We start from the raw sequence: 24,972 nt of genomic DNA on the forward strand, positions 1-24,972 counted from the left end.
AAATGTTATGCAGACAGTTAAAGAAAAAATGACTGAAGTAATAAAGTCTCAACCGGATGATGCGTCATATGAAGAGATCATGCGAGAGTTAGCATTTAAACGTATGGTAGATAGAGGACTGGAAGATTCAAGAAAAGGCCGGGTTGTTACAAATGAAGAAATCCAGCATCGTATTCACACATGGCAAGAATAAGATGGACAAGGGAGATTTGAGCAGTACCTCATTTTGTTAAGGGGAAATTAAAACGTTGCTTCCTTGATATCATCAAAAAATAGTGGAGTTTTTTATGGAACGAAAATTTATGGCGTGTTTAAACAATATTGAAAATTGGTTAAATATTAAAAAAACATTCGCATTAAGCATAGCAATATTGATGTTGTCGGCCTTCATTCCGGTTTCTACGTGTTTTTCCGGTCAGCTTGACGAAGATAAACTTTTTTCTGCCGTATGCGAACGGCTTAAAGAGGAAAAAAAAATTGAGGGATTGACGCCAAAAGACTTAAGTTTGAACAAGAAAGTTCCGATAAAGGTAGGTAATTTGAGCTTATGGGCGGTCGGAATTCTAATCAAAATGAAATCCTCCGATAATAAACCGGTAAATGCGTATTTAAATCTGGTTACTGACGATAAAGGACAATTGCAATTTGAGAATGTAACCGACATAAAAACTGGCAAACCCTTACTGGAAAGAGCATTGGCGGAAATAACCAGAGTGGATATCAATACCAAAATAGGCTGGCCGATATTCCAGGGTAAAGGCGAAAAAGCAGTAGTTGTAATAACGGATAATTTTTGTCCCTACTGCAGAACGTCCTATGAAGTATTTCAGAAGGTTTATAGTGAAAAGGTAAAAGAAGTGATTTTTATCTATTTGCCCCATAATAAATTACATCCCGGGTCGGAACTGGCCTGTGCCGTTTCTGCCTATGTGCACAATAATAAAGAGCTGCAAAAATATGCAAAGCAGGTTGACGACTTCATCTACCAGGATTTGAATGTCCCGAAAAGCAAGGTGGCGGATGAGGCTGATAGTGAAGTTTATGAGGCAGTTAAAGCCAGATTTCCCTGGTTTGCGCAAAAATTTTCCGGTTTGACGATGAAAAAGGCATTTGAAAAGCTAAAAGCAGGCTCAAATATTGAGGAACAGAAAAAATATGTTGCAAGTTTAGGGATAACAGGAACACCGATAATGTTTGTAGAAGGAATGAGAATAGACGGTCTTGACTGGAAAAAGTTTGAAAGATATTTATCTTATTAATTAAATTTATGTTCATAAAGGATTTGCGCGGAAAATAATTACTGATGTTAACGTTTTTCCTTGACATATCTTGTTTCTTTGATATAAAAGTGAAAGCAATATTTGATGAAACCGTAAAAAGTCGGAAAACCCCCGTTTCGTCATACCGGCGAAGGCCGGAAACCAGTAAATCCAATATGTTCTGGATACCGGCCGTCGTCGGTATGACGGTTTGGAGACTTTTTACGAGTCCATCAATATTTAGTGTTATTGGTTTTATTTGAACAAAGTTCAATTTACATCCTGACTGATAAATAACAATTTTATGGTCGGGAGGGCGGAAATTTTAGTGAGAGAAGCTTTTATTCAGTGTTAAGATTTAGCATAGAACTAAAGAATTCTCTCACGGTTGTGCAGCCCGGAAGAAATTTTAATCAGTAAGGAGGTGGTGAAATTTAGTTTGACACGCTGAAGGTGCTTTTGGCACAAGCCGGGAGAGCGATTCTTCCACAGATTGGAATATGTTGATAGTTGGGGATGCAAATTTTTTTGCTGTTTAGAGAATATGGAGGAATAGTAAAATTTCTTAAGAAAGTATAAACATGCTATGTAAGGAGGTTTGATAAGATGAAAAAGTACTTCAAAATTGTTGTTTTAGCTTTATCAGTAATTGGGTTGGTGTGTGGATCTGCTTTTGCAGCCGCCACGTTGAATGCAGGGAATACAACCATTGCTTCTGAATTGGTTCCGGCAGCTGGTTTGGCACTGACTACAGTCAACACTGGTTATCAGCCCAATGGTTCCGTGGCTGCAACCTCACAACTCAAAATATCTTTAACAAATGGAACTTTTGGCGCCACTGTTGTAAGCATTTGCGACAATGCCGGTGGTACATATGGTGGTGCTGTCCCTGTTCCCGGATCGACCAGCGTTACGATCACTACTACCCAGGCGATGGCATCGGGTACTGTTTATAATTTACAGCCTGCTGCTGTTTGTGCAGCTGGTCCTGTTGCTTTGACACAAGTCAGCATTGGTGCGGGCGCTGTCGCTGGTACGGTTGTCAGCATGAGTGTTGACAATGCCTTATCTCCTGGCGATACCAATGTATATGCAACAGCACCGATCATTACGTTGATGGATCAGTTTTCAGTCGAAATGACACCGGTCAGGAGTACCATCACCTTCGCATCTGGTATGAAGCAGCTGAATGGTATTGCTACTTCCGCATTTGACTATAACATCATCAGCAATGAAAGTATTGCAACCAAGATTCCGACGGGTCTTCCAGACAACGTTTCGTGCGGTGTTATGGGTGCTGGTACTGGAAGTTTCGCGTATAGTGTAACACCGGGTACCGGTGGTAGTTTCAGCGGTATTGCACCAACGACAGGGTTCGGTTATACGATTGCTGGTGGAGGTTTTACTGTAATTGATGCTGCAATTGCTGCAACAGATGCAACTGCAGCAGGTAATGCGGCAACTCCTGGCTTTATGGTCTGTGGCTCATCAACACCTGCAAATACCAAAGCTCTATCTGCGAACCAGTTGATTCTGACCGTTGATGGAACTACTGTATTAACCCCAAGAACTTATGCCATAGGTATTTCTACAGTTACAGGTGCACCTATTGTGGCTGGAGCACGTACTCTGATTCCTTCAACTACGTTAGGCTGGACTTGGGTTATTGACTCAACCCAATATTATGTTCCTCTAGTTGGAAGCAATGCTTCCACAGGTCGCGAGACATACATCAAATTGCAGTCGAAGAATACTTCATCTGCAGCTAACGGTGTGATTGTAGCAATTCTTGCTAACGATGGAAGTACTGTAGCAACATGGACCGGTACCATTACGCCAGGAACACCTCTTACCGTTACAGGTTCAGATTTGGTTACAGCAGCAGCAACCGCTGGAAAAACGGTTGATGGAGCCGCCGGGTTTGCAGTAATCGTAACTGTAAATGCTCCGGAAGCTGACGTTTTTGCTTATGCGAATATGCTTGATGCATCAGGGGCAAAACGGATTCCTGTGAAGACAGTTGCTGGTCTTATTGTTGAGTAGTAATTGTTTATTTAGCTGTTAACCCTGAAATGGGTTTGAGGCGGGTCGAAGGGCCCGCCTCATTTTTTTATAAATATTTTCTTTTCAAAGTACCAAAATCGTCATGTCTGACTTGATCCGGCATATGGAACATATTGAAAAATTCAGTTACATTCTATCCGTAATCATCCTGATTAAACACCCTTTTAAAAACCCAAGGAAGGCATTTGATGCAAAAATTGCATAGGAAGAAGGCTTTTTTAAAATTATTCATATATCTTCAATTGCCATTTCTACTATTATCCTGCATGGTTAACACTCGCTCCGTACAGGATCCCGTACAGAATAAAGATAAATGGCAATTATTTACGGAAATTAAAAAAGGACAATACCTGCTGCTGATCGACACCGTCAATGTATCACGATTATCAGACGGTACCTTAAAGTGCTCCGCAAAGATCGTTCCCTCTCCGAAAAGAGCCGGGACGCTTAAGAAAACGATCATTAGTGCGAACCGGGAGGCAGGCATAGAGAGGAAAAATGAGGATCAAATAGTGAATGGAATTATTAAAAGCGAGACAGAGCTGCATGATTGCGAAATTTCCTGCAAAACCAATAAACTTTATTTATATGTTACTAAGCAGAATATATTGGAATTTCCCGTCTCAGAGAGTGGCCCTGATCATGAATTATTTAAACGCGTGTGCGAAAGCTCGAAATAAAAATCGGGTTCAATATGGTATAAATGGTATAGCAGAAAACATGTGACGGCATTCTTATGATTATCAGTATCTGGAATCACAGAAAATTTATCATGCATGGCGCGTGGCGTGATTTGCGCCACCGCTATGCAGGTTCATCCATGGGTTTTTTATGGAATGTGATTAATCCGCTTTTTCAGATAATCCTTTATACCCTTGTTTTTTCCAGATTGATGCCCGTCAGAATACCAAACATGTCTTCAAGTTTTGGGTTTGCTATATATCTTTGCGCCGGTTTGATACCATGGATCGGTTTCAGTGAAACAGTGAACAGGTGTACCAACTCATTTATAGCAAATGCCAATTATTTGCGGAAACTGGCTATCCCCGAACAGGTGTTCGTTGCCCAGGATGCGGGCAGCAGTTTTTTAAGCCTCATGATAGGTATGTGCCTTCTCGTGATAATATGCTGTGTATTGGGTCATTATCCGTCATGGTCATGGTTGTGCCTGCCTGTTATTTTGATTCTGCTTCAGGGTTTCGGGTTCGGCATAGGTCTCTTTCTGGGTGTGCTTAACGTTTTTTTCCGTGATATTACCCAGGGTCTGGGTCTGATACTGCAATTGTGGTTTTGGGCTACTCCGATTGTTTATATCGAAAATGTTCTTCCGCCATGGACCCTGAAATTTTTATATTTCAACCCTGCCTTTTGCTTTATTCATTCCTTGCATATAATTATAGTAAATAATAAAATGCCCTCAATTAAATTATGGGCCTGTATGCTTTTTTTTGCATTAACTATGCCTTTGGTTGGATATTTTGTTTTAAGAAAACTCAGGCCTGAACTCAGGGATGTTTTATAGCAATAACTTGCAAATGATCAAAGTAAATAATCTTTCAAAAAAATTTAAAATTTATAACAATCCCCGTAAACGCATAATTGAGTGGGTTACGCTCGGACGCAAAAAAAACCACAGTGATTTCTGGGCGCTTAAGGATATTTCTTTCGAGGTAAATAACGGCGAATGCCTGGGAGTTATTGGACAGAACGGAGCGGGCAAAAGTACGCTGCTTAAGATTTTAACGCGTGTTCTTTACCCTACATCGGGAACAATTGAAATACAGGGCCGTGTTCTAACTCTACTTGAGCTGGGTACAGGTTTTAATCCTGAATTAACGGGACGTCAGAACTTATATAACAGCGTCAATCTACTTGGCCTGCCTGATGAATATATTGAAAAAAGACTTGATGATATAAAATCTTTTGCCGAACTCGGCGATTTTTTTGACCATCCCATCAAGCTTTATTCAACCGGAATGTATGTTCGTCTTGCCTTTTCACTATTTGTGTTTATGCAGCCTGAGGTCTTGATTATAGACGAGGCTCTTAGTGTAGGAGATGTTTTTTTTCAGCAAAAGTCGTTTAATAAAATGCGGGAGATTATAGAATCGGGGACAACCTGTATCTTTGTTTCCCACGATACCTCCGCTATCCAGGCTTTGTGCCGGCAGGCGCTTTATCTCAAAGGAGGCGGGATTGCATTCTATGGGGATGCTGTTGAAGCTGTGAACCGCTATCTTGCCGAGATGGGTGTGCGCAATGTGGATGAGAACCGCTACGAGGTAAACCGGCCGGTATCCGAAACCGTTAATGCAATTCCGACAACCTTTTCCAATACTCTAATTTCCGATGACTCGTTGCGGCATGGCACAGGCGGGATTGAAATTGCAGCGGCCCGTGTCACGGACCGTGAAGGCCAGGACACCTTCCAGGTAGAAATTCTCGGGAAACTGTTTTTTTATCTCCGCATCAGGGCGATCGAGGCCATCTATGCACCGAGTGTGGGATTTTATCTCTACGATCGATTGGGGAACCTTATATTTCAGTGCGGGGCAAGGCAGCAGCAAATGCGCCTACCGGACCTGCCCGAAGGTGGCGAGATAGTTGTCCGCATGTCGGTAGGTCTATGTGTGCAGCCGGGGGAATATACTTTTAACCTATCCTGCACCGGCTTTTCCCATATACGTCCACAGGGAGAGAATTATGTATGGACGATGTATGAAAAGCTCGGCACGCTGGTGGTTTACCATCCGGAGATTAATCGTATGATCCCTTTTGGCGGCATTGCCCAACTTCCATTTTCCATTGAATATTGCAAGACGGAAGAAAACACCCGCTTACCGATGCAAGAGAAGATATGTCCGTAAAGATAGGTTTGTCTGATGATAGAGTGAAAATACTGCTTATTGGCTATTACTCCATGGGAAATACCGGGGATGATCTTCTTCAGGAGGCTATTACATGTACATTAGGCCGCCATGGCGAAGTGAAAGTTGGATCTACGGAGGTGTTTGACAGCGGGCTTATCGAATGGTGTGATCTTCTGGTAATCGGCGCCGGAAGCCTGATAACCCCAAGAGGTATCGGTGGCTACGAACACGCTAAATCAGCCAAAAAGATGGGCAAAAAGATAATTTATTACGCCCAGACGATTGAGGATGGTCACACTCTGTTTGAAGAGCATCTGTCAAGGGCAGATATAATTACTGTCAGAGATGCACAATCCAAAAGGGTGGCAGAGAAACACGGTTTCAGGGCTGTATTGGCCTCGGACCCCATACTGGTCAAGAAGAGGCGGGTTATCGGCTGTTCCTTTCGCAGTTGGGTTAATGAGCCGCCGGGGCTTACTCAAAGGTTGGCCCTTGTTCTCGATGATCTGGCTGTCGATTACGATATTGTGATGTTGCCCTTCACCAAGAAGGAGACGGATACTCAGAGCGATACCGTTTTTCATGAACGGATCGGGTGTGCGATGAAAAGGACTCCGCGGATAGCTGAATACACACAGGCAATTTCGGGGGTGGATTTGCTTCTGGGGATGCGCCTTCACGCTCTGATCGGCGCCGTCAATGAAGCAAAGGCGGTTGTGGCAATCGATTATGATGCTAAGATCAGGAGGATCTTTTCGGATCTTGGCATGGAAGACCGGGTTGTGTCCTATGACGACATAGAATTAATACCTTCTCTGGTAAGAGAGAAGATGTTTCCAGCAGACCGGCTTGCGCAGAGGGAAAAAGTTAACGATGCCTTGGTGGCCTTGATATGCGCAGACATTCGTAATGAACCGCGGCCTTCTATTTCGGTGGTCATGCCGACCTATAACAGATCTTATCTGCTGCAAGAAGCTATAGATTCCTTAGTAACACAGACTGTGTCCGACTGGGAACTCATTCTCATTGATGACGGCAGTATTGATGATACGGCAGGACTAATTTCCGCCTATCAGGACAGCCGGATCAAGTATTACAATTTCGGTCATAACGGCATTTCTTATTCAAGAAATATCGGTAATTTATTAAGCAGGGGAGAAATCATAGCAATAGCGGATTCTGACGATATCAATCTACCTAACCGCCTGGAGATTGTACTTAACAAGATGTTGGAAAGCGGAGCAGATATTTTCTACTCGGCTATGTTCCATTTTACAGGGAAGGGGCAAGAGGAAATAATTCCCAGTTACCCTTTTTTAAAAGAACACCTGAGGCAGGGGAATTATATTTATCATCCTACCGTTGCATATCGCAGGGAAATAGCCATAAAACTTCCCTATGACGAAAGCCTGGAGATGGTAGAAGACTATGATTTTTATCTTCGGGCTTCAGATAGAGGATGCAAATTTTACCATGAAGAACAACCGTTGGTAATGCATAGGATTCATGAAAAACAGATATCTATGGAACGAAGTAATGAAATGGAAAGTATTCATGAAAAACTGGTGCGATCTCAGAGTATATCAGCTAAGGTGAACGATTCTATTAAGCAGCCTCTCGTCAGTGTAATAATACCCACATTTAATCGACCTGAAATGCTCAAAGAAGCTATTAAAAGCGTTATGTCTCAGACCTATGGTAATTTTGAAATTATTGTCATTAACGATGCCGGAACAGATGTTTCGAATATTATAAATTCTTTTAACGGTGATAAAAGAATAATTTACCTTCAACATCCGGAAAACAAGGGATTGGCGGCATCCAGAAATACGGCGATAAGAGCGTCGCATGGCAAATATATCGCCTGTCTTGATGACGATGACATTTATTATCCGGAACATTTGGAAACATTAATCGGGTTTCTGGAAAGCAGTGATTACAAGGTGGCTTACACCGATGCTAATCAAGTCGTGCAGACCTGGAATACAGACCGCTATGTAACCACACATACCGAAATGATCTACAGTCATGATTTTAATCGGGATAACTTATTGATTAGTAATTATATTCCGGTATTGAGTCTGGTTTATCGAAGGGATTTGCTATCCGAGGCCGGTCTTTTTGACGAATCTCTTGGCACCCACGAAGATTGGGAACTATTGATCAGACTTTCCCGCAGGTATGATTTTTTTCATATTAAAAAGATTACTGCCGAGTTTCGAATACGCGATGATGACACCAATATGACTGATACTAAACGTGCGGATTTTTTAAAAACATTAAAAATCATATATCAAAGATACTCACATCTAATAACCGATGTTAATTTACTGGAAGCCCAAAAGAATACGGAGGAATATCTTGCAGTAGATGTTGCAATCAGACAGATACCATCCAAAGAACTTTTCAGACAAGTGGAAAGATACATCAAAAAGAAAGATCTCCATATAAATGACCTTGGGACTGCCTTAAGAGACAAGGATGCCATGATGAAGGAAAAGGATGTTCACATCGGGAACCTTGATTCAACTATAGAGGAAAAAAACATTGCTCTTAGCGCAAATAGTGAAGCTTTAATGCGAATTAAGGCAGAATTGAATGAAGTGTACCAATCGACATCCTGGCGTATAACAAAACCACTTCGATTTATAAAGACAATCTTTAAAAATTTTATAAAGAATATCAATTTGTTCTAAACTATAGGAGGAGCAGTTTTACACTATTGACGACAGAGATCACTATACCGCCGGAAGAGAAACTGGTCCAGCTTATCAACGAATTAGAGGAATGTAACGCTCAGATCGCCTCTCTCAACCAAGCCGTGAGCGAACGCGATGGGAAAATCGCCGGGTTGGAGGCTATCAGGGATACACTTGAAGCGATGTTAATGGAAATTCAAGGTTCCACATCTTGGCGATTATTGGCACCGTTACGTTGGTATGGGCATCAAAGACAGCATGCCAAGCGATTGTTATATGTATTGCCAAACTTAATGTCTCATGCTGGTGGAGTATGGCCGTTATTCAAACATATTATGCACGTTTTGCGTCACGAAGGGCTGAGTGGGGTTAAAAGGGGGGCGCAAAATTTTATCCGGAAGAACACGGCGCCAATAACAGTTTCTTCGCTTTTCGATCAACAGCATAGCACCAACAGGAAATCTGTCGGCTTAGCAGGTGATCCTTCGTACACACCCAAAATCAGCATCATCACGCCGCTTTACAATACAAAAGAAAAGTATTTGCGCGAAATGTTGGAATCGGTAATAAGCCAAACCTATTCCAACTGGGAGTTGTGTCTCGCCGACGGAAGTGACCAGGAAAGCCTGCAAAAGCTTAGTTCGATTGTGGACAGTTACACTTCCAAAGATGCCAGGATTAAATATAAAGCATTATCTGGTAATGGTGGAATCGCAGCCAATACTATTGAAGCATTCATGCTGTCTTCAGGAGAGTATATTCTACTATTGGATCATGATGACCTGCTGGATTATGATGCTTTGCTGGAATTGCGAAACGCTACGGAACAGAATCGCGACGTCGATTTTATATATTCGGATCGCAGCGTATTTTCGGATGAGACCAATAAAATTTTGGCGTTTCATTATCTACCGGGATTCAGTCCGGATTACTTGCGCAGTTGTAATTATGCTAGCCACTTAAATGCCTTTTCAAGGTACATTATCAACCAAGTCGGCTTTGAACAATCCGGTTATGAGGGCAGCCAAGACTATGAATTTGAATTACGCGTGATTGAGAAAGCCAGAAAAATAGTTCACATCCCGAAAGTGTTATATCATTGTCGTGCCTGCGTCGGTTCTGTAGCCCTTTATCCGGAAAGTAAAATGTATGCCTATGAAGCAGGCAGAAAAGCCATTGAACAACATATTTATCGAATCGGTTACCCGGGTAAAGTCGACTTTATCAAAGAGACGTTCTCATATCGCATTCACTATGAAATCGGCAATCCACTAATCTCAATCATTATTCCCAATATGGATCACCTGGCAGAGTTGTCTAAGTGCATAGATTCGATTCTCCTAAAAACAACCTACCAAAATTTTGAAATTATTGTAATTGAAAACAACAGTAAATCGACGGAAATATTTGACTACTACAAAAAGATTTCGGCCAATCACAGGATAAAAATATTGAACTACCCAATAAACAACTATACATTTAATTTTTCGGCCATAAACAATTGGGCCGTCGCACACACGCAAGCAGAATATGTATTGTTGTTAAATAACGATACCGAAGTTATTTCGCCAAACTGGTTGGAAGAGATGTTGATGTTTGCCCAAAGACGTGACGTGGGAGCAGTTGGAGCAAAACTATACTATCCAAACAACACAAATCAGCACACCGGTCTGTTTCTTGGACTACAAGGTCATATTGCCTCATGTTACGACCATGGGAAAAATCGCTTTGAATCCGGATATATGCATAAACTGACCATGCCTCAGAATTACAGTGCGGTTACCGCCGCCTGTCTGATGGTGAAAAGAAGTGATTATTTATGTGTGAAAGGATTAGATGAAGATGTATTCAAAGTGGGACTTAACGATATTGATTTCTGCCTAAAGCTGATTGAGCTTGGAAAAATCAACGTGGTAACTCCTTTTTCTGAATTATACCATTTTGAAAGCGCCAGCCGGGGATCTGACACACAAGGAAACAATCGCGTGCGATACAATGCCGAATGTGAGGCATTCAGAATAAAATGGGGAAAATATTTTGAATTTTGTGACAAATACGATAATCCAAATTTTATAACTCTTTATAGATAGGATTATACAAAATGATTTATTATTTTACCAGTATAACAGCTAATTATCTTGCTAAAGCTAGGGTATTGGGATTCTCCTTAAAAAACTATAATGCAAATGCAAAATTTGTTCTTGCTATATCGGAACCTTTACCTTCAGAAATAAATTTAGAGAAAGAACCTTTTGACTTTGTTATAGAAAGTGAATCTCTTAATGATATTGGAAATAAGAATAATTTTTTCTTTAAGCACAATATTACGGAATTGTGTACGGCTGTTAAGCCTTTTGTAGCCGAAGAGATTATGAAAAGATATGGGGCCGAAAAAGTAGTTTACCTGGATCCTGATATTGGTGTCTTTAATCCTCTGGACATGTTAGATAGATGTCTCGACAATTTCAGCATTCTATTAACCCCACATCAGACCGTTCCCGAAACCATAGATAGATACATAAGAGAAAATGAAATTCTCTTTCTAAAGAGAGGTGTTTATAACTTAGGTTTTTTTGGCGTAAAAAACAATGACGAAGGATTGAAATTTTTAAAATGGTGGCAAAGCAGGTTGTTGAATTATTGCTTCGACGACAATTATCAAACTATAAAAGATTTGCAAAGAGAAGGCCTTCTTGGCATGTTTACGGACCAAAAGTGGATTGACTTGGTCCCGGCATTTTTTGACAATTACCACATCATAAAAGATTCAGGATATAATGTTTGTACTTGGAATTTATCCAGCCAACATATTTCGATAGGAACGGATGGCGCATTTTTCGCTAACAATACGCCTCTTTATTTCTTTCATTTTTCAGGGTTTGACTCAGGTGGGCATCATAACGAGATGCAGAGAATTATTTTAAATTATCCAAACAATAATCAAGCGCTGGCATTGACTAAATGGTACGAAAATGAATTGGAGAAATGTGGGCAAAAATATTTTGGTGAATTTAAAGCGCCCTATGCCTTCTATTCCAATGGAGAGAAAATTCAAGACTTCGAACGAAAAATTTACCATATTCGTAAGGATATACACTCTCGTTTTAAAAATCCATTTATAGTTCATGAAGGCTTTTGTTTTTATAACTGGGTACGCCAAGAATACGCTTATTATTTTAACCCCAACATTCCAGAACGGATTAAATGGATTGATATAACAAAAAAAACTATATCGTATCTATTTCCTCTTGATAGTAAAAGAAGATTGATTCTTAAAAGAATATATTATAAATTAATGGATTAATAAAAATCAGCTTAACGGCGCTATTGCTCTGGAAATTTTTTGTAGCATTGGAATATTTTTTTATGAATTTGAAAAAAGAAGTTGCCGAAAAGCAATATATAAATTCGTTTCGGGAGAGTATCCTGTTACTGTGTAGACAGACAGGATATGAGCAGGAGATGTTTTGAGCGATTCGCAACAAGAGATATGGCCGAAGGTGACGGTGGCCATCGTTAACTGGAACGGTGAACGCTTCCTCGACAGGTGTTTGTCGGCGTTGTTGGCACAGACAGTCATGCCGCATGAGATCATTCTGGTTGATAACGCGAGTACTGATGCTTCGATCGAGATAGTGCGGCGCTTTTCATCGGTTCGCTTACTGGCGCAAAACGAGAACCTCGGTTTTGCACACGGCAACAACCTGGCGATCAAGGCGGCTGATGTTGAATCGGAATGGATTGCTCTGCTCAATCCGGATGCATTTCCAAAGCCACGCTGGTTGGAGAAGTTGTTGTCGGCGGTGCGGGACTATCCTGAGTTTGATGTGTTTGGCAGCAAGCTGTTGGCCGCGGCTGATCCGGATGTATTGGATGGGGCAGGCGATGCGTATCACATGAGTGGGCTTGTTTGGCGCATGGGGCACGGTGTTCCGGTATCGTCTTTCCCGGAGCAAGTTCGAGAGGTGTTCTCCCCTTGTGCAGCGGCAGCGCTATATCGGCGCAGCGCCTTAGTCAAGATGGGTGGTTTCGACGAGAATTTTTTCTGTTATGTAGAAGATGTGGATCTTGGTTTCCGTTTGCGATTGGCTGGATATCGTTGCATCTATGTGCCCGATTCGGTGGCGTATCATATCGGTTCAGGCACGACAGGCGGTAAGCATAACAATTTTACCGTCTATCACGGACACCGAAATTTGGTTTGGACATATGTGAAAAATATGCCCGGCATCCTTTTCTGGTTACTGCTTCCTCTGCATCTTGCTCTCAATCTGGTAACCATCATCTGGTTTTCTATGCATGGACAGGGTTTGGTTATCTTGCGGGCAAAAAGGGATGCATTGCGTGGCATCTCCCGTATATGGGGGATGCGTCGCAACATCCAGAAACATCGCACCGCTTCAATAGGTGAAATCTGGAATGTGCTGGATAAACGATTTTTACCACGCTGGCTGCAAATTCGAAGGATAATATCATAGATACAAGGAATATTAATTATTGTTAATTAAATGCCGACTACATGTTGTGAGAATCGGGAAGGTCTCAAAATGACTGTTTCGGTTTGTATAGCAACCTATAATGGGGAAAAATTTATAGGAGAACAATTATTATCAATAATAGAACAAATTCCAGGTGATTCGGAAATTATAATTGTTGATGATTGTTCTACCGATAAAACATTATTTGTTATTAAACAACTGAGAGATTATAGAATAAGGATATATTATAATCCATCACGACAAGGGCCGGTAAAAACTTTTGAAAGAGCTATAAAACTCTCGAGAGGTGATTATATTTTCTTATCTGATCAAGATGATGTTTGGGTTCATAGTAAGATCAGACTTATGAAGGAATGTCTATCTCATTATGATCTCGTAGTAAGTGACGCAATCCTGATTGATGATAAAGGTTCAATTATAAACGATTCTTTTTATAAATTAAGAAACTCCGGTCCTGGTTTACTGAAAAATCTTTACAAAAATACATACCTTGGTTGCTGTATGGCTTTTAATAGAAAAATTCTCGAAAAATCCTTGCCTTTCCCTGCTGCTGTGCCGATGCATGACATGTGGTTGGGGATGATAGCCGAATTGTATGGAACTGCATACTTCTGCAATGAAAAATTAATATATTACAGAAGACATCCTGCAAATACATCTCCCGCTGGTGAGAAAAGTTCTTATTCAATGTATGCCAAACTAAAATTCAGATATAATCTGCTTTACGAACTTTCAAAAAGATATATTCAAATACATAAAGTATAATTGATGAAAGTTTCTATTATTACGGCAACTCTAAATAATGCAAAATATATTGAAGCCTGTATTCAAAGTGTTATCAATCAAGATTATAAAAAAATCGAATACATCATTATCGATGGTGGTTCTACCGATGGAACTGTTGATATTATCAAGAACTACGAAAAATATATATCAACATGGATAAGTGAGCCGGATTGTGGAGTTTACGATGGAATGAATAAAGGTATCAGATTGGCAACCGGTGATATTGTGGGGATTCTGAATTCTGATGATTTTTATCCGGCCTGTGATATCATTGATTACGCAATAAACGAATTTGAATCCAAGAATGTAGATTCTGTATTTGCTGATTTGGTTTATGTGAAAAGAAACTGTCCTGATGAAATCGTGCGTTATTATAGATCTGCAAATTTCCACCCTAAGAAATTCGCATATGGATTAATGCCTGCACATCCTACTTTTTTTGTTAAAAGAAGTTGTTATGAAAATTATGGCTTATTCAAAACAGATTACAAAATAGCTGCGGATTATGAACTTTTAGTGAGATTCCTTTCAAAACACAATATCAGCTTTAGCTATATTCCACGTGTAATTATTAAAATGCGAACCGGCGGGTTAAGCACAACCAATCTAAAAAACAATTGGATTTTGAATCGGGAAATTATTCGTGCTTGTGCTGAAAATGGTATTACAACCAACATGCTAAAAGTATTAAGCAAGTATTTTATAAAGATTTTTCAGCTTATTAACAGGCCTTAACAACACGTAACAGGATAGCATTCACAGTGCAAAAAGTTTTAGTTACCGGAGCAAACGGTTTTGTCGGAAAAGTGCTTTGTAAGGAGATGGTTGTAAAAGGATGGAACGTTTGTACATCTGTCCGGTCACTAAGCAATGATCTTCTTCCCGAAGAAGTTGGAATTATAGAAACAGGTTCAATCGGTCCTGAAACGGATTGGACAGAAGCTTTGGAAAATGTTGAAGCAGTAGTTCATCTTGCCGGGCGTGTCCATGTAGTGAAGGATTTGTCGTACGATCCTGCTTCCGGATATATGAATGTTAATGCAGCCGGAACCGAGAAGCTGGCACGTTGTGCGGCTACTTCAGGTATACGGCTTTTTATTTTTATAAGTACGGTTAAAGTAAACGGCGAAGGAAAGATTGCTCCTTATACAGAAGAAGATATGCCTGAGCTCAAAGATCCATACGGTCTCAGCAAATGGGAAGCGGAAAAAAAACTGAAAACGATTGCCGAAGAAACCGGCATGAATATAGTAATTATCAGAGCGCCGTTGATTTATGGGCCTGAGGTCAAGGCAAATTTTTTCAGCTTATTAAAAGCTGTTGACATGGGAATTCCTTTTCCGTTTGCCGGTATAAATAACAGGCGAAGCATGATATATATTAAAAATTTGGCCGACCTTATAATGCATTGTCTGGCATATTTCAAAGCAGGATTTAAGACATACCTTGTTAGCGATGGGAAAGATGTTTCAACACCTGATCTTATCAGAAATATAGCCAAATCTCTTGGCAAGCCGACAAGATTATTTTATCTACCCCCATTTATGCTAAAACTTGGGGGCCTGTTAGTCGGCAAATCCTATGCTGTAGAAAGACTTGTAAGTTCACTTTACGTTGATTCATCAAAAATAAGAGAAGAATTGAAATGGAAGCCACCATTTACATTTGAACAAGGAATTGAAGAAACCGCGAAATGGTATAAGACCTTTAACTGTGGAAGGTAAGCAGATAAGCTTATAAACTATTTTTTATTATGAAACGAATTTTTGATCTGTTTTTTGCAGTATTATTGCTTCTTATTATTTTAATTCCAGTTGTTATAATATCTATTATGGTAAAGCTGACGTCAAAAGGCCCCGTGCTTTACTGGTCAGACAGAGTAGGCATCAACAACTCAATATTTAAAATGCCTAAGTTTCGCACTATGCAAACTAATACTCCTGCTGTTGCAACTCATCTATTAACAAATCCTGAAAAATATGTAACTTCTGCAGGCAGATGGCTCAGAAAAACAAGTCTTGATGAACTTCCTCAGATATTCAGTGTGATTAAAGGAGATATGAGTTTTGTAGGTCCAAGACCGGCTTTGTTTAATCAGGATGATCTGGTTGCGCTCAGAACTTCAAAAGGTGTTCACACACTAATACCCGGCATTACCGGCTGGGCGCAGATAAACGGCAGGGACGAGCTTCCGATTCCGGTCAAGGTTGATTATGATTATTACTACCTGCAGAACAGATCGTTTTTGTTTGATCTCAAAATACTGGCAAAAACAGTAATAAATGTCTTGTTCGGAAAAGGAGTTCAGCATTGATAAGGCGATAAAGGTTCAAGGTTAAAGGTTCAAGGTTAAAGGATCAAGGTTAAAGGTTCAAGGATCAAGGTTAAAGGTTAAAGGTTCAAGGTTCAAGGTTAAAGGATCAAGGATCAAGGATCAAGTTTAGAGGTTAAGTGAAAAAATAGCTTATAAGTTGGGACTTTGTTGGGCTATTGATTTGAGGAGGTTTATAGCCTGCGATTATCTGCTTACGAACTTGACAACTTATGTGCTAATACCTCTTTGCGTAATTAATCGGTTATTAAAGAGTCCCATATTTTTTTAACTTGTTCTCTTGTTTCGCTGTAACTGGCTTCTTCAACTTTTGCAGGTTTTTCCTGAAGGCTCAGTCTGTGAGCTGTCAACCTGTATGTAAGATAGGCTTCTTTCAGAAAGTGAGCAGACTTATCATCGATTATCTTTGTTTCTGCAAGTGTTTGAAGAATACGCACATTGTCTGTCCATTTTGTTATATCCGCATATTCGTTTGATTTTAACAAAACAAGATATTGCACCAAAAATTCTATATCTACAATCCCACCAACATCCTGCTTGAGATCAAATACTCCCCGTTCGGCAATTAAGCGCTCTTTTCGCATGCGCTCGCGCATAGTTATTACTTCTTCTCTTAGTTTATCTTTATCGCGTGGGCGGGCAAGAGCTTCATGCCTGATTTGCTGAAATCTTTGTGCAAGAGCATTGTCACCGCACACAGGCCTTGCTCTTACAATTGCCTGATGTTCCCATGTCCATGCCTCGTTTAGCATATACTCTCTGAACCCTTCAATATGGCTGACAAGAAGTCCTGCCCCACCGCTTGGCCTAAGCCTCATGTCTGCTTCATAAAGCATTCCTGCACGGGTATAGGAAGTCAGGATATGCACTATCCTTTGCCCAAGTCTTGCAAAAAACTGTGAATTTTCAATTGGTTTAGGGCCACCTGAAGTCCGGCTTCCGGTGCCGGAATGAAGGAAAACAAGATCAAGGTCTGAGCTGTAACCCAGTTCGAGCCCTCCGAGTTTTCCGTATGCGATAATGGCAAAATCCTTTTCGTATTTATTTTGGTTTGTTAAGTAATCGGGTATTCCATGTTTTTGGGAAAGATGCTGCCATGAAATTTCGAGCACCTTGTCTATTATTACTTCTGCAATATAAGAGAGATGATCGCTTACCTTCATCAGGGAAAGACCGCCTGTTAAGTCCGCAGCAGCAACGCGTAAAGTATTTACCTGTTTGAATATGCAAAGCTGTTCGATTTGATATTCAAGATCGGAAGAAGAAATCATTTCGAGACGTCTTTTAATTTCTTTTTTAAGATCTTCTTTTTGTGCAAGAACATAAAGAGTTCTCGGATCAAGAAGTTCGTCGAGTAGCACCGGATGCTGAGCCAGATAAGAAACAATCCATGAACTTGATTTGGCAAGTTTGACAAGATGCTGCATTGCAACAGGGCTTTCCAGCAAAAGAGACAAATAGCATGTACGTTTTTCTATTGCTTTAAGAAGATCAATAATCCGGTTTAACGCAACAAAGGGTTCGTCGGACAAGCCGGTTTCTTTAAGTAACAGAGGAAGTAATCTGTCAAGTTTTTGTCTTCCGCTGCCGCTTAAAGCCCTGGTTGCATTATCATTCTGAAAATGAACAAGAAGGTCAATTACTTCATCAGGCCTTTTGTAACCGGCTGAAGCAAGGATGTTTATATTATGTTCTTTTCTGTCGGGAAATTGCCAGACATCATATAATTTGTTTTCAATATTATCTTTATTGCCGGCTTTACCATTTTCTCCGGTATCAAGAAGACTGTTGAAATGGTGTTGTACATTTTTTCTGTGCAATTCAAGCTTTGCGTGAAATTCTTCCCACGTTGAAAAGCCCATAGAGACGGCTATGCAGACTTTTGAAACCGGGTCTTCGGGTAAATTATGTGTCTGATTATCAGAAAATTCCTGCAAATGATTTTCTACTGTGCGCAGAAAAATATACGCAAGCTCCAGTTCAATGAGAGTACCGCTTGAGATATAATTCTTTTGTGAAAGAATTTTTAATACTTTTATTACATCTCTTTCCTGAAGAGCAGGAATAACTCCTCCGCGTATAAGCTGAAAAATTTGGGCAAAAAATTCTATTCCCCTTATTCCTCCTGCTCCCAGCTTGATATTATTCTTCATTTCTTTTTGCATTACCTGGAGATCTATTTTTTTCTTCATATCTCTTAATGACTCAATAGCTCCAAAATCAAGATATCTCCGGTAAACAAAAGGTTTAAGCATTTCCAAAAGCTTTTCTCCGGCAATTTTATCACCGGCTACAATCCTTGCTTTTATCAGTGCATAACGTTCCCACTCACGTCCCTGTCCCTGGTAATAGTCTTCCATGCTGTCAAAGTTCATAACAATCGGCCCGTTTTCTCCGTAAGGACGAAGCCTCAGATCAACACGAAAGACCATCCCTTCATAGCCTGTTGCTCCGATTATCGCTATAAGACGGCGGCAAAGGCGTGTAAAAAATTCATCATTATTTATTGATTTCTCCCCGCCTTTTGTTTCACCTCTTTCAGGATAAGCAAAAACAAGATCAATATCTGAAGAAAAATTAAGTTCATATCCTCCCAGTTTTCCCATACCTATAACAACAAGCTTTTGTGTCTGGCCGTCTGAATCTGTTGGTGTTCCAAACTCTGTTTTCAGGTTTTCATATAGAACAGTCAGTGCGCCATCTACACAGGCATCAGCAAAAAGAGACAGATCCTTAACTGTTTCGGAATATCCGGCTTTGCCCGTCAGATCTCTCCAGGCAATGCGCAGCATTTCGCGGGAACGGAAGCTTTTTAAAATATTGGCTGTTTCAGGATCACTTTTGGTATCCGATAAAAGGTTTAATAATCTTTTTGCATATTGTTTCCCACTGTAAGATATTTTAAGATCTCCACAATTTATCAGATCGAGAAGTATTTCCGGATTTCTTGTGCAGGTCTTTGCTGCAAAGCTGCTTAAAGCAAAAACATATTTAAGTTCGGAATGAAAGTCAGGATCTCTTTTAAGGTCAATTCCTGTTTGATTAAATGCCGGGTGGAAGGAATCGAGCCTGCTTTTTAAAACAGGCAGTAGTTCTTCAGGTATTATCGTCTGGTCCATAAGCCCTTTTTTAAGTTATTAACGGATTGTATTTATAAAAGGATAATAGGAAAGCAGCTTATTTCTGTCAACCAAATATCTGAGTGTTCAAGGGGGATCAGTCTCAAACTATGATTTGTGATTTAATGATGATGTTCACTGAGTTTTAACCTGGCTTCTAATGGGGAAGCCCAATGCCTCTATAATTTCTTGACGGGCAATGCCTTATTTTATATGGATTTACTGACCGACCGCTATTCTGACAAAATCAGAGGAGTTCTCTCTTGCTATGACCGTGTCGTTATTCAAGGCACACTTCCGGGGGTTTGTTATGCGCAGGGAATGACTTCCTTATAAATTTAAAAATTTCTTTTGTCCCGTTTTTTAAAATGAAACATTGCGAAGGGCTAAGAATACTGTTCGTAATCAGCAGGCAGGCGGGGTTCGACTTCGCCCGTCGGCTCCATTTGTTTATAAAGGGTTTCGGCATTAGCCGGAGCCCTTATCTGTAAACAGAAAGTTTGTAGCATAAATTATTATCTGTCGAATCTTTAACTCAACTTAACTTATTGTGCAACTTAAGGATTGGTATCTTTAAAATCTCAACCATAAAGGACACTTTTTTGCATGGTCTAAAAGACTTTTGCTGCTTTCGGTCCGTTGATTGATTCTTTATAAACCCGTCAATTTTCTTAAAAAAGATAAATATTTCTAAAAACCAATAATTTGTTGTGATTTTTTTATAAAAAATATTTTGCTTAAAACATAGCCTGGAAACACAAAATAGGATAGATCGATATAACTGGCTATATTTGTTCATTTATATATAATTAATTAATGAATATATCTATATTATTGATATTGTTTTTTCTTTTTTTTAATCTCTTGACATATAATCAATATCCGTATATTTTAAACACTTACATTGAATTATGATCTATAATTACTGAAATTGCGAACGGAAACATATGACTGAATACCTTGCGAGAGGCCGTCTGCTTGTTTTTTTATATGTTGAAGTAATAAATAATTGCTGTGTATATAATATGTTTTACTAATCTGGAAAATAAATGAACTGTATTGATGCCGTTGAAGGTACCGTAAAGTCCATAATTAACGGTTGTTTTCAGCTTTATGTCGAATCCGGTCTTGATGATACCGAATACATCGGGTATATAAAGAGAATTATGGATTCAACAGATAGCTTTTTGCAAGACAACAAAGAAATTGCCGGCAATCCCCAAACTTTAAAAGACGTTCTTTACGGATATGCCAGGGATTTATGGCTAAAACATCTTGCTAATAAAACAAAACTAAATGGTGAGGATAAAGGGCAGATATTGGAAAAGCTGGAATATCATGAGTATTATTTTGACTATATATATTACCATGGAACATATCCGCTTTGATTAAAAAGATGTGTTTTGGATAATTAGTATGCATGAGATCCATGTTTTAAAGATTAAATTGATAACTCGTTTAAAAAAATAGATATTATTGGTGGACTTTTTTTATAAAACTGTCATTACAGGAAATTGAAAGTCTTAGTCTGACGAAAACATAAAATAAATGTTTTGAGTAGAGGGTTAATAAACAAAATGCCTTACGGGCGTTCATTATAACAGGGTATTTATACGAAATTTACATCTTTCTGTAAGCGAAGAAGATTATTAGGAGGTGCCATGGCGTTAACTAAAAATGACATTGTTGCGAGAGTGCATGAACTCGGCTTTACAAAGAAAAAATCGGTCGATATCATCGAATCTCTTCTTATGATTATTAAAAACAACCTTGAAAACGGTGATGATGTATTAATCTCCGGGTTCGGCAAGTTCTGTGTTAAGAAAAAGAGCCAGCGAAGAGGCAGAAATCCTGCTACAGGTTCAGATTTGATTCTCAGACAAAGAAGAGTTGTTACCTTTAAATGCTCCGGGAAGTTAAGGGATAAAATTAATAAAAACGCTTAGAAATTTTCCCTAAATTTTTTATAAGCTGCTACAATAAAGTTTACCCAACGTAATTTAGAATATTGCTCAAGGCGGGCCAATGAGCCATAAAAAAGTCTGCTTTGGGCAATATTTTGGAATTGTGGGTTAATTAATAAAGCGGCTTATAATTTTACCTATTTTATCAAATACTTATTCGTTTGTGATTTTATCGGTCGCAAAATATTTTGCTTTGTCATGGTGTGCGATAATCTCAAAACTCCTCCGGGTGTTCTAAATATAGTGTAATAAACTTATGTGGTCACAATTTGATATCATAAGTTTTCATTTTGCTTAATAGTGAAGGATGGCTTATTTCAAGGAGTTGAGACGCTTTTGTTCTGTTTCCGTTTGTTGCTTCAAGAGCTTTCTCGATCAGCTTTTTTTCGATAGCACAATGTGCAGCTTTTATTGAATATCCACTAATATCATTATCTGTTTTATTCTTTTTTCCAATTATCAGTTCTGATGGTAAGTTCTCAGGGATAATAACAGGCTGTTCTGCAAGGACTACCGCTCTTTCAATAACGTTTTCAAGTTCCCTTACATTTCCAGGCCACTCATGCTCAAGTAATAAAGACATTGCAGAAGGTGAAATGCTTTTAATATCTTTGCCAAGTTTTATGTTTAAGGTATTAATGAAATGCTCACATAAAAGAGGGACATCTTCTATCCTTTCTCTTAGTGGCGGAATATTGATAGTCAGCACATTAAGCCTGTAGTAAAGGTCCTGCCTGAAGGCAGATGTTTTGATCTCTTCTTCAAGATTTTTTGAAGTAGCCGCAATTACCCGCACGTCAATTTTTTTTGTTTTGGAATCGCCTATCGGTCTTATTTCACTTTCCTGCAAAACCCGGAGTATTTTTACCTGTAAGGAAAGAGGCATTTCTCCTATCTCATCTAATAGAATTGTTCCGCCGTCAGCTTCTTCAAAAAGCCCTTTTTTATCTCTGTCTGCTCCTGTAAAAGCACCTTTTTTATAACCGAAAAGCTCACTTTCGAGAAGGTTTTCAGGAATACCGCCACAATTAACCGGAACAAGAGGTTTTTTAGATCTGTTTCCGGCAAAATGAATTCCTCTGGCTATAAGCTCCTTGCCGGTTCCGCTTTCACCTATAATTAATACCGTAGTATTATACTGAGCGGCCTTGGCGGAAAGTGTAAAGACCGTTTCCATGTTCTTGCTTTTTGCTATCATATTACCGAAAGAATATCTTCCTTCGATTTTATTGATTTCCTGCCGTAAAAAACGGTTTTCGCTCTTTAATCTCTCACGTTCTTCAGCTTTTTTTAAAGAAAGGAAAACTTCATCAGCCTTAAATGGTTTTGAAATATAATCATATGCGCCTTCTTTCATTGCTTCAATCGCTGTGTCCATAGTACCATATGCAGACATCATTATAATGGTGGCGCTTATCTTGTTTCTGACCTTCTTCAGAAAATCAATTCCATTCATTTTGGGCATTTTGATGTCACAAAGAATAAAATCATATTGGGTGCTATCAAGCATCATAAGGCCTTCATATCCGTCAGCGGCCGTATCAACAATATAACCGAATTTTTTCAGCATGGCGTTTAACATGTGGCGCATGTTCTCTTCATCATCAATAACCAAGAGCCGCTTTTGAGTATTTTTATTTTCCATATACATAATTTATACTTTATATTGTTTTATCTTCACAAATGGGAAGATATATGGATATTGCAGTTCCTTCTTCTTTATCGCATTTGGCCTCAATATTTCCTCCCATGCTTTCAATAAGAGAAAAGCAGACAAACAATCCAAGCCCTGTGCCTTTGCCTGACTCTTTTGTAGTATAGAACGGGTCAAAAATATTGCCTATGGAATCCTCAGGAATCCCGGGGCCATTATCAATAAAAGATATTTTTAATGTGGGCATCTTATTAGTTGCTTTAGCATCATTACCGGCAATAACTTCAGTTTTTATAAGGCACTGACCTGTAACTTTGTCTTTTGAAGAAGAAATCGCATCGGCCGCATTGATAACAAGATTTAAAAATATCTGTCTTAACTGGTTTGGATCAGATAATATATTATCATTTTTTGCTTCAAGAGAAAGGCTTAATTCTATACCGGACATAAAAGGCTGATATTTTACTATTTCAGCAATATCCTGTATTACTTCATGAACCCCGATTTTTGTGTGTTTTATTTCCGAAGGGCGGGAAAAATCAAGAAGCTGCCGGATTATGACATTTATTCTGTTAATTTCGTTCCCGGCTCTTTCTATATAATCATATTTATCATGGTCGGAAATATTATTTTGTTTCAACAGATCCAGATAACCTAAAACAATTCCGACTGGATTTCCAATTTCATGGGCTATTCCGGAAGATAACCTGCCAACGGAAGCAAGCTTTTCCGCTCTGATAACATCCTTTTCAGCTTTTTTTAAGTCGGCATTCATCTTTTCAAGCGATTGTACATTAGCCTGCAACTTTTCCTTATCTTCCGAAATCCTTTTCAAAAGGCGGTTTAAAGCCTTGGATAATTTATTGAACTCATTTTCTTTGTTGTCATGCAAGAAATAGAGCTGATCTTCTTCCCGGAATTCATCAGCTCTTTGCAGCATTTGCCGAACAGGCTTAACAGCAATTTTTGAAATAAAATGAAGCCCTATCAAAGTCAATGCAAATGCGTTAATAAATAAATACAATATCAATACTTTCTGAGAACTTCTTATGGCACTGTAAATATTGTCAAGCTTTATGACAATACCGGCTCCTGCCTGAACTTTTCCGTTAAGCGACAGAGGGGTTGATATCATAAGATACCTGTTCTGCATCCACAAGACGCCCCAGGTTGTTCCCGAATACCTTATTGTTTTATTCAAAGACTTAATCGACTGCTTTGTTATATTTCTGATATCACCGAAAAGCAGACTTGAGCCGCCGGAATAAAGAATATTTGAATTTTTATCCTGCACTATAAGACAGGAAAATCCTGCTTTTTTCAAAATATTTTCCAATCTACCGCTATACGCCGGCTCGATAAACAAATGTTTTTGATCATAAGTTGTTGAAATGTAATTTTCCAACTCGGAAAAGACGAGATTTGCTTTAGATATTTCTGATCTGACAAGGCTCTGCTGAGCAGTTATAATCATAATGAAATCGATAAGAAACATTGCAATGATTAAAAGCATCGCAATATAAAGCGCAATATTCGTTTTTATTCCCTGAAGAGTCACTATAAGCCCTGCTGAATATAATACTATAGAGGTAATTTCAAAAGTCTCGCATTGATCCGATTATTTTTATAAAAAGCAGTTGAAATACCAAATAACATATTGATTTAATAAAGAGAATGCTCTATTATCTTCTTAAATTCGCCAATTCAAGAAAGGATGATAATATGA

19 protein-coding genes are annotated in these 24,972 nt (G+C 39.2%); 16 read left to right on the forward strand and 3 right to left on the reverse strand.

The genetic code is table 11. The annotated features are described in order from the left end of the window. The 14 genes from VXK47_RS07645 to VXK47_RS07710 form a co-directional block, all read left to right on the forward strand. Positions 1–193: hypothetical protein (locus VXK47_RS07645; RefSeq protein ID WP_435548178.1), on the forward strand; the 193-nt coding region annotated here is incomplete at its 5' end. Between the two features lie 94 nt (positions 194–287). Next, positions 288–1,259, forward strand: a complete 972-nt coding sequence (locus VXK47_RS07650) for a DsbA family protein (protein WP_435548179.1) — start codon at positions 288–290, stop codon at positions 1,257–1,259. A gap of 606 nt (positions 1,260–1,865) precedes the next feature. Continuing rightward, positions 1,866–3,302: a hypothetical protein gene (locus VXK47_RS07655; protein WP_435548180.1), complete on the forward strand. Its 1,437-nt coding sequence runs from the start codon at positions 1,866–1,868 to the stop codon at positions 3,300–3,302. A gap of 209 nt (positions 3,303–3,511) precedes the next feature. After that, positions 3,512–4,003, forward strand: a complete 492-nt coding sequence (locus VXK47_RS07660; RefSeq protein ID WP_435548181.1) for a hypothetical protein — start codon at positions 3,512–3,514, stop codon at positions 4,001–4,003. A 56-nt stretch (positions 4,004–4,059) separates the two neighbouring features. Continuing rightward, positions 4,060–4,845 carry an ABC transporter permease gene (locus tag VXK47_RS07665; protein ID WP_435548182.1) on the forward strand — a complete coding sequence of 262 codons (786 nt, stop codon included), beginning with the start codon at positions 4,060–4,062 and terminating at the stop codon, positions 4,843–4,845. Positions 4,846–4,858: 13 nt separating this feature from the next. Continuing rightward, on the forward strand, positions 4,859–6,190 hold the full coding sequence (locus tag VXK47_RS07670; protein ID WP_435548183.1) for an ABC transporter ATP-binding protein: 1,332 nt from the start codon (positions 4,859–4,861) through the stop codon (positions 6,188–6,190). After that, a complete protein-coding gene (locus VXK47_RS07675) occupies positions 6,181–8,889 on the forward strand; it encodes a glycosyltransferase (RefSeq protein ID WP_435548184.1) in 2,709 nt (902 codons plus the stop codon). The genes VXK47_RS07670 and VXK47_RS07675 overlap by 10 nt, the downstream gene beginning before the upstream one ends. A gap of 26 nt (positions 8,890–8,915) precedes the next feature. Next, positions 8,916–10,982 (forward strand): glycosyltransferase family 2 protein, encoded by a 2,067-nt coding sequence (locus VXK47_RS07680; RefSeq protein ID WP_435548185.1) that lies wholly within the window; start codon positions 8,916–8,918, stop codon positions 10,980–10,982. A gap of 11 nt (positions 10,983–10,993) precedes the next feature. Next, a complete protein-coding gene (locus tag VXK47_RS07685; protein WP_435548186.1) occupies positions 10,994–12,196 on the forward strand; it encodes a hypothetical protein in 1,203 nt (400 codons plus the stop codon). A 163-nt stretch (positions 12,197–12,359) separates the two neighbouring features. Further along, the gene (locus VXK47_RS07690; RefSeq protein ID WP_435548187.1) at positions 12,360–13,370 is read left to right on the forward strand and encodes a glycosyltransferase family 2 protein; all 1,011 of its coding nucleotides are present in this window, start codon (positions 12,360–12,362) and stop codon (positions 13,368–13,370) included. Between the two features lie 69 nt (positions 13,371–13,439). Then, positions 13,440–14,156 carry a glycosyltransferase family 2 protein gene (locus VXK47_RS07695; protein ID WP_435548188.1) on the forward strand — a complete coding sequence of 239 codons (717 nt, stop codon included), beginning with the start codon at positions 13,440–13,442 and terminating at the stop codon, positions 14,154–14,156. Between the two features lie 3 nt (positions 14,157–14,159). Next, the gene (locus VXK47_RS07700) at positions 14,160–14,912 is read left to right on the forward strand and encodes a glycosyltransferase family 2 protein (RefSeq protein ID WP_435548189.1); all 753 of its coding nucleotides are present in this window, start codon (positions 14,160–14,162) and stop codon (positions 14,910–14,912) included. A 26-nt stretch (positions 14,913–14,938) separates the two neighbouring features. Further along, a complete protein-coding gene (locus VXK47_RS07705; protein ID WP_435548190.1) occupies positions 14,939–15,901 on the forward strand; it encodes a UDP-glucose 4-epimerase family protein in 963 nt (320 codons plus the stop codon). A gap of 29 nt (positions 15,902–15,930) precedes the next feature. Beyond that, positions 15,931–16,491: a sugar transferase gene (locus VXK47_RS07710; RefSeq protein WP_435548191.1), complete on the forward strand. Its 561-nt coding sequence runs from the start codon at positions 15,931–15,933 to the stop codon at positions 16,489–16,491. A 254-nt stretch (positions 16,492–16,745) separates the two neighbouring features. Here the strand turns inward: VXK47_RS07710 and glnE are convergent, their stop codons facing one another. Next, positions 16,746–19,628, reverse strand: a complete 2,883-nt coding sequence (gene glnE, locus VXK47_RS07715; protein ID WP_435548192.1) for a bifunctional [glutamate--ammonia ligase]-adenylyl-L-tyrosine phosphorylase/[glutamate--ammonia-ligase] adenylyltransferase — start codon at positions 19,626–19,628, stop codon at positions 16,746–16,748. Between the two features lie 1,049 nt (positions 19,629–20,677). On the opposite strand from glnE, the gene VXK47_RS07720 reads away from it, so the two are divergent. Further along, positions 20,678–21,016 (forward strand): hypothetical protein, encoded by a 339-nt coding sequence (locus VXK47_RS07720; protein WP_435548193.1) that lies wholly within the window; start codon positions 20,678–20,680, stop codon positions 21,014–21,016. Between the two features lie 273 nt (positions 21,017–21,289). Then, positions 21,290–21,574, forward strand: coding sequence for an integration host factor subunit alpha (locus VXK47_RS07725; protein ID WP_435548194.1), 285 nt, complete (start codon positions 21,290–21,292; stop codon positions 21,572–21,574). A gap of 280 nt (positions 21,575–21,854) precedes the next feature. Here VXK47_RS07725 and VXK47_RS07730 read toward each other — a convergent pair whose 3' ends face one another. Together VXK47_RS07730 and VXK47_RS07735 are read right to left on the reverse strand one after the other, a co-directional pair. Continuing rightward, entirely contained in the window at positions 21,855–23,237 is a 1,383-nt protein-coding gene (locus VXK47_RS07730) for a sigma-54-dependent transcriptional regulator (RefSeq protein ID WP_435548195.1), read from the reverse strand. A 16-nt stretch (positions 23,238–23,253) separates the two neighbouring features. Next, positions 23,254–24,804 (reverse strand): sensor histidine kinase, encoded by a 1,551-nt coding sequence (locus VXK47_RS07735; protein WP_435548196.1) that lies wholly within the window; start codon positions 24,802–24,804, stop codon positions 23,254–23,256. Positions 24,805–24,972: the final 168 nt, after the last annotated feature.

The sequence above is a fragment of the Desulfobacterium sp. N47 genome (genome assembly GCF_051233685.1).
In the GTDB taxonomy this organism is placed as follows: domain Bacteria; phylum Desulfobacterota; class Desulfobacteria; order Desulfobacterales; family RPRI01; genus RPRI01.

What these genes read in the sequence shown, in the direction of transcription:
- VXK47_RS07650 (WP_435548179.1), top strand. Translation starts at nt 288, where the DNA reads ATGGAACGAAAATTTATGGCGTGTTTAAACAATATTGAAAATTGGTTA.
- VXK47_RS07655 (WP_435548180.1), top strand. Translation starts at nt 1,866, where the DNA reads ATGAAAAAGTACTTCAAAATTGTTGTTTTAGCTTTATCAGTAATTGGG.
- VXK47_RS07660 (WP_435548181.1), top strand. Translation starts at nt 3,512, where the DNA reads ATGCAAAAATTGCATAGGAAGAAGGCTTTTTTAAAATTATTCATATAT.
- VXK47_RS07665 (WP_435548182.1), top strand. Translation starts at nt 4,060, where the DNA reads ATGATTATCAGTATCTGGAATCACAGAAAATTTATCATGCATGGCGCG.
- VXK47_RS07670 (WP_435548183.1), top strand. Translation starts at nt 4,859, where the DNA reads ATGATCAAAGTAAATAATCTTTCAAAAAAATTTAAAATTTATAACAAT.
- VXK47_RS07675 (WP_435548184.1), top strand. Translation starts at nt 6,181, where the DNA reads ATGTCCGTAAAGATAGGTTTGTCTGATGATAGAGTGAAAATACTGCTT.
- VXK47_RS07685 (WP_435548186.1), top strand. Translation starts at nt 10,994, where the DNA reads ATGATTTATTATTTTACCAGTATAACAGCTAATTATCTTGCTAAAGCT.
- VXK47_RS07695 (WP_435548188.1), top strand. Translation starts at nt 13,440, where the DNA reads ATGACTGTTTCGGTTTGTATAGCAACCTATAATGGGGAAAAATTTATA.
- VXK47_RS07700 (WP_435548189.1), top strand. Translation starts at nt 14,160, where the DNA reads ATGAAAGTTTCTATTATTACGGCAACTCTAAATAATGCAAAATATATT.
- VXK47_RS07710 (WP_435548191.1), top strand. Translation starts at nt 15,931, where the DNA reads ATGAAACGAATTTTTGATCTGTTTTTTGCAGTATTATTGCTTCTTATT.
- glnE (WP_435548192.1), bottom strand. Translation starts at nt 19,628, where the DNA reads ATGGACCAGACGATAATACCTGAAGAACTACTGCCTGTTTTAAAAAGC.
- VXK47_RS07720 (WP_435548193.1), top strand. Translation starts at nt 20,678, where the DNA reads ATGAACTGTATTGATGCCGTTGAAGGTACCGTAAAGTCCATAATTAAC.
- VXK47_RS07725 (WP_435548194.1), top strand. Translation starts at nt 21,290, where the DNA reads ATGGCGTTAACTAAAAATGACATTGTTGCGAGAGTGCATGAACTCGGC.
- VXK47_RS07730 (WP_435548195.1), bottom strand. Translation starts at nt 23,237, where the DNA reads ATGGAAAATAAAAATACTCAAAAGCGGCTCTTGGTTATTGATGATGAA.